Here is a 6041-nt window from a genome sequence, read left to right as displayed (position 1 = left end):
GATTTTCGAACGTTTGAAGTACCTATTTTTACCAGTCATATCAGGAAGTTATCATGCCATAAAAACATGTTTGCTTCCTAAGACCCTAAGCAAAAACCAAAACACCGCCCCGCATAACTGCGGGGCGGTGTTTTAACTTAACTTACTTTGCTTTTCAGCTCTGCAAGATTAGACAAGGAAAGAAACTGGCATTTATACTCTGCAAGAGGTGGGCGCAAACTTACGAATTGCCGGCATACTTATGCATTTCCAGCCACCATCCTCATCACGAACCCAAACTAGCCAGCCTTTATTGAGTTTCGTATGAGCCCCCTTAAATGTAGCATGCACTAAAACCCCGCCACCCTGATTAATAGTAACATCTGGACGCCCCTGATCTAACAAATTTGACTTGATATCACCTAATGCGCATCTGTCATCGCTCGTTGGCACACTTTGCCAATCAACACCAGCATCGCGTCCTTCGATAAGACAATCTTCCAAGATAGTCTTTAAGGAACCCGTCTCACCCATCACTCGGGAAAATTGTGAGCGAGCAACGTGGTTCTGATATTGCGGGATGGCGACAGCGACCAGAATGCCTATAATGGTCACCACAACCATTAGCTCAATTAGTGTAAATCCTTTTTGTGCTTGCATGGCAAATCCCTTCTTTAAACAAGCCGCCACGCATTACTGCTGCGAGGCGGCGTTTTAACTTACTTTGCTTTTCCGCTCTGCAAGATTAGGATCGGCAAGAGGTTGGCGCAAACTCCTGAACTTCTGTAGAACTGGTGCATTTCCAACCACCATTGGTATCACGATCCCATTGTAGCGTTCCGCCATTGATTTTTGCACTGGCTCCAGTAAATGTAGCCTTAATTTGAGCTACGCCGTTATTCCCGATCGGATCCGGAGTAACATCTGGATGACCGCCAACCATTAGGTTTGAGTCAATTGCGCCCAATGCACATTTATCATCGGCCGATGGTACAGATACCCAGTCAACCGAGGTACGCCCTTCCATAAGACAAACTTCCAAGATGGTCTTTAAAGAGCCTGTCTCACCCATCACTCTGGAAACTTGTGTGCGCGCAATATAGTTCTGATATTGCGGAATGGCAATGGCTGCCAGAATACCAATAATGGCCACCACAATCATCAGCTCAATCAGGGTGAATCCTTTTTGTGCTTGCATGGTAAAACTCCCGTTTAGTGTATGCGAAGTGAATAACTTAAGCTTCAGCCAGAGAGGATGTTGAAGTTTGAGTTACTTGCCAAAATAGAGATAGCACGGAGCATGCCAAGTTTTTCCAACTCTCTCCAACTTTTTGTAAGGCACTGAGTGTATTGATATAATCACGCACTACGGCCGCTTTCAGAGAGATTTTTAGATGGGTTTGCTGGCATTGTTGGACATAAAAGGAAAAAAGCTGACCTTTATTGTCAGCACCGCTCGCAAGCCATCAGCCAACAGGAAGCGGTCAATTGCCAAGCTTAAATAACTTAAATACAGACAACATGGAAGCGCAGTTGTCTGCGCAACCCAATCGCTTGCTGCTGCGTATTTATCACTGCTACCGCGTGATTATCAGCCTGCTTTTGCAGTTGATCGTCATCGGCGGTTGGCAGCATGTGCTGTGGGGAACGTCGCCCAATCTTGCCTTTGTGGCGAGCAGTTGGCTGTATTTACTGGTTAATGTGTTGCTGGCCATCGGCCTGCCACGGCCAAAACACATGCTGTCGGTATTGGTACTGGCACTTTCCGATGTGCTTTTGCTCAGTTTGCTCAATTACACCGCAGGGGGCGTCGCCAGTGGTATTGGCAATTTTTTGGTGGTATCGGTCGGGGTGGCCAATATCCTGCTGCACGGGCGTATTGGCCTGTTTATCGCCGCCATTGCCGCGCTGGGGCTGTTGCTGCCCAATGTTTACCTCTATCTGCAGACCGATGCCGCAGTTTCTGGATGGCTGCAAGCGGGCAGTCTGGGAGGATTATGCTTTGCGGCTGCGCTGCTGGCGCAGTGGCTCAGCAAAAGATCGAGCTTAAGTGAGCGCCTTGCCGTACAACATGCCAAGTCGGTCGCCCGTCTTGAAGCGCTCAATGCGCACATTTTGCAACGTATGCACACCGGCATTTTGCTGTTTGACGAGCAGTGCAACATCTTGCTTGCCAATGCGGAAAGCCAGCGGCTGTTTGCTTCGCCGGAACTGGTTGGGCGCTCTATTGATCATTTAAGCGCTGAGCTGGTTGATTGTTTTAAGCAATGGCAAGCCAATCCCAGCCTGCGTCCACCGAGCATAAAACTTCAGCAAGACGGCCCGTTGTTGCAACTGGGGTTTATGTCGATTGAATACGGCGGCAAGCAGCACCGTTTGGTTTTCCTCGAAGACCTCGCTAAAACCCTGCAACAGGCGCAGCAAATCAAACTGGTGGCGCTTGGCAGACTGTCGGCTGCCATTGCTCATGAGATCAGAAATCCCCTGGCGGCCATTAGCCATGCGGCGCAACTGCTGCAAGAAAGCGACTGCCTGCAAAATGAAGACGCGCACTTTGTGCGCATTATTGACCAACAAGCAGGACGGCTTAATCAGATAGTCGAAAATGTCCTGCAACTGTCGCGCCCGCGAACGCTTCAGGGCGAGGCAAGCTTGATTGAGCTTGGCGCCTGGCTTTCGCAGTTTGTCCTTGAATACCAAAGCCATCTGCCGCCAGAGCAGCGCCTGCACCTTAAGCGCTGCCAAGATAAGCTGCACACACAGATGGAAGCGTCCCAGCTTAGGCAGGTATTGACCAATCTGCTGCAAAACGGCCTGCGCTACAGCGCCCGCAAAAATAACGGCAAGGGGCAAGTCTGGCTTAAGTTGTACCGACGTGAAGACAGCCAGCAGCCGGTGCTGGATATACTGGACGATGGCGAAGGCGTGCCAGAAACGATCGCCGCGCACCTGTTTGAACCCTTTAACAGCAGCGAAAGCCAAGGTACCGGCCTTGGCCTTTATGTTTCCCGCGAGCTGTGCGAGCTGAACCGCGCCCGCCTTAACTATCTACCGCGTCCGGAGGGTGGCAGTTGCATGCGTATTGCTTTCGCTTATATCAAGACTTGACATCCTCCCCTTGCTAAAGAGGCTGTCGCAAAAGGCTCCGTTATCGGATTTCTGCTGCGGATTGGTTTTATTTATATCAATAAAATCATGTGGTTAAAAATTTAAATTCAGAATAAAATAAGATCTCTGCCCTTTTGCGACACCCTCTTCAGGGCGTGGCTTGTCGCGCTAATTGGTAAAAACCATGAATGAAGCACAAAACGTACTGATTGTTGACGATGAGCAAGATATCCGTGAGCTGCTGCAAATCACGCTAAAACGCATGAAACTTGCCAGCAAAAGCGCCGAAAATTTAAATCAAGCGCAAAAGCTTTTGGAGCGCGAACGCTTTGATTTATGCATCACCGACATGCGCCTGCCCGACGGCAGCGGGCTGGATTTAGTTAAACACATCGTTTGCCACCACCCGCAAACGCCGGTCGCCATGCTGACCGCCTACGGCAGCGTAGACCTTGCCATTGATGCACTTAAAGCCGGTGCTTTTGATTTTTTAACCAAGCCGGTAGACCTTGCCCGCCTGCGCGAACTGATCCATAACGCGCTGCGCCTTGCTGAGGCGGCTCCGGCAAAAGCTGAAAGCGGCGCACTGCTCGGCCAATCCAAACCCATGCAGGAGCTTGCCAAACAAATCGAAAAACTCAGCCGAAGCCAAGCGCCGGTCTATATCAGCGGCGAATCCGGTAGCGGCAAGGAAGTGGTCGCAAGGCAAATTCACGCTGGCGGCACGCGCCGCGACAAACCCTTTGTGCCAGTTAACTGCGGCGCCATTCCCTCAGAACTGATGGAAAGCGAATTTTTCGGCCACAAAAAAGGCAGCTTCACTGGTGCCACCTGCGACAAACAAGGGCTGTTTCAAGCGGCGCAGGGCGGCACTTTGTTTTTGGACGAAGTCGCCGACCTGCCGCTTGCCATGCAAGTGAAACTGCTGCGCGCCATACAGGAAAAAGCCGTGCGCGCGGTCGGCGACCAGCAGGAAGAAAAAGTCGATGTCCGCTTGCTAAGCGCAACGCACAAAGACTTGGCCGGCGAAGTGGCCGCTGGGCGCTTTCGCCAAGACCTCTACTATCGCCTTAACGTGATCGAACTGCGCGTACCGCCACTGCGCGAGAGGCGTGAAGACATCCCATTGCTGGCTTCAGCCATCCTTGCGCGCCTCGCCGAAGCCAGCGGGCAAAGCATCACGCTCAGCACCGAGGCGCTCGCCAAACTGCAAAGCTACCGCTTCCCCGGCAACGTGCGCGAGCTGGAAAACCTGCTTGAACGCGCCAGCACCCTCTGTGAAGGCAGGCAAATTGAGCCGCACGACCTGCAACTGGCCGAAACGCCCGCAGCAATCCGTGAAACCAGTGACAGCAACAAGCCAATCGACAACCTTGACGACTATCTGGAAGAAACTGAACGCAACCTGCTGATAAAAGCCCTTGAAGAAACCCGCTGGAACCGCACCGCCGCCGCCAAACGCTTAGGCATCACCTTCCGCTCGCTGCGTCATCGGCTAAAAAAGTTGGGGATTGGGGATTAGTGCAATGTATTGGCGCAATTGCGGCAGCTACACACAGAAACGAGCGCCTGGCGGCTGGCCATCAGCAGCGGATCTAACCCGCCCACTACTCGGGACGGGGACGTCGCGCGGTTAAGCGGCCTCGGCATAGACCATTAAGCGCCTGCCCAATTTGCCAAGCGCTTGCTCTAACGTACTGATTTTCGACGGGTGCAGAAAGTCAACCAAGCGGTCGCCTTGTGGCGGACTAATCCCCAGCAATCGGCATAAGTCCGCTTTGCGCATGCCTTGTTCTTGCATGGCATTCCATAGCTCAATCTTGGCAACGGTCGCTACCGGTAGATAAATCGCTTGCTCGCCTGCTCTGGCAGCGCTGGCTTGTGGAATGACGCGGCGCTGGTCTACGTAGATTGATAGCGTGGTTTCTATCGCGTCCACCGCCTCTTGCAGGGCGTGCTCAATATCCTTGCCGTAGCTGGTCAGTTCCGGCAGGTCGCGGCAGAACACGGCAATCCCCGCCTCTGTCTGCTCAAATCGTAGCGCGTAGTGGTACATGGCGTTCCTCTCAATTCAAGCCAAGCTGCTTAATAATGGCCTTTCGTGCGGGCTCTGGCAGTTCCGCGCTGCCGTGGTCTGCAAAGACGCTTCTATTGCCATTCGGTGCAGTCAATTTGAAGTGGCTGCCTCTGCCTTTTTGGAAAGTCACGCCTTGGCTTAGCAACCACCGCCTGAATTCGCTGCACTTCATGGCTTGTCTCTATTCACTGGATCAAGGCGCATAATACAACAAAAAAGATAACAATGCATCAATTTTGTTTAATTCTCTAATAAACTTCGCCTAACTCCACCGAAAACAAGGCATGAGAGGCGAAAATAACCCCCGCGCTGATTTTTGTGCATAAAAGTTGAAAATGAGGCTGGGTCTGACTTGACAGTAAAGCGGGGAAGGCATAAGCAATAAATCAAGCCTCTCCCACCGCCTTCAGCGCAGCGGCGATCAGCGCCGGGGCAATGCGGTAGCCGTTGGCCCGCATTTGTTGCAACAGCGGAGCCAGCGCTTCGATGCGCTCCAGTCTGCGCGCTTGCACCAGCACGCCCAGCACCCCGAACAGCGGCAGGTTCAGGCTGCGCGCCGCAGCGCGACCCCGGCGTTCATCTATCAACACGCCGCATTGCAAGGCGTGGGCGAGGCTGATGGCTTGGGATTCGCCTTCATCCAGGCCGGTGATGAGCCGCGTGTAGATGGCGTCGTGCCGGTCGGCATAAACCTGTGCGTGCTGCTGCACAAAGCTGGCAATAGCGCGGGCACCGGGACGTTCGGGGTCGGTGGTGGTTTCGGCCAGTACGGCGTGCGGCAAGTGGAGTGCGTTGAACAGCTCGGTGAGCAGCGTCAAGCAGTTGCAGCCCGCCAGCGCGATCAGCGGGCCGGAATCAGCCACGACGATGAGGCGCA

The 6041-nt window shown here is 53.0% G+C and carries 7 protein-coding genes; 2 read left to right on the top strand and 5 right to left on the bottom strand.

Features of this window, described 5'->3' with window-relative positions:
• Positions 1-192 precede the first annotated feature (192 nt).
• Positions 193-639 (bottom strand): pilin, encoded by a 447-nt coding sequence (locus tag AXE65_RS13205; protein WP_079214007.1) that lies wholly within the window; start codon positions 637-639, stop codon positions 193-195.
• A gap of 85 nt (positions 640-724) precedes the next feature.
• Positions 725-1177, bottom strand: coding sequence for a pilin (locus tag AXE65_RS02390; RefSeq protein ID WP_068387548.1), 453 nt, complete (start codon positions 1175-1177; stop codon positions 725-727).
• A gap of 335 nt (positions 1178-1512) precedes the next feature.
• On the opposite strand from AXE65_RS02390, the gene AXE65_RS02385 reads away from it, so the two are divergent.
• Positions 1513-3087: a sensor histidine kinase gene (locus AXE65_RS02385; RefSeq protein WP_338061930.1), complete on the top strand. Its 1575-nt coding sequence runs from the start codon at positions 1513-1515 to the stop codon at positions 3085-3087.
• A 184-nt stretch (positions 3088-3271) separates the two neighbouring features.
• Positions 3272-4609 (top strand): sigma-54-dependent transcriptional regulator, encoded by a 1338-nt coding sequence (locus AXE65_RS02380; protein ID WP_068387543.1) that lies wholly within the window; start codon positions 3272-3274, stop codon positions 4607-4609.
• A gap of 111 nt (positions 4610-4720) precedes the next feature.
• Here AXE65_RS02380 and AXE65_RS02375 read toward each other — a convergent pair whose 3' ends face one another.
• From AXE65_RS02375 to AXE65_RS02365, 3 genes are all read right to left on the bottom strand, one after another.
• Entirely contained in the window at positions 4721-5143 is a 423-nt protein-coding gene (locus AXE65_RS02375; RefSeq protein ID WP_068387540.1) for a type II toxin-antitoxin system HicB family antitoxin, read from the bottom strand.
• A gap of 10 nt (positions 5144-5153) precedes the next feature.
• A complete protein-coding gene (locus tag AXE65_RS02370) occupies positions 5154-5336 on the bottom strand; it encodes a type II toxin-antitoxin system HicA family toxin (protein ID WP_068387538.1) in 183 nt (60 codons plus the stop codon).
• Positions 5337-5550: 214 nt separating this feature from the next.
• Entirely contained in the window at positions 5551-6027 is a 477-nt protein-coding gene (locus AXE65_RS02365) for a PIN domain-containing protein (protein ID WP_500691238.1), read from the bottom strand.
• Positions 6028-6041: the final 14 nt, after the last annotated feature.

Origin of the sequence: Ventosimonas gracilis (assembly GCF_001580025.1) — a bacterium.
GTDB lineage: Bacteria > Pseudomonadota > Gammaproteobacteria > Pseudomonadales > Pseudomonadaceae > Ventosimonas > Ventosimonas gracilis.
Note: the sequence above shows the minus strand (reverse complement) of the source record. Positions and strands in the feature narration are given on the sequence as shown.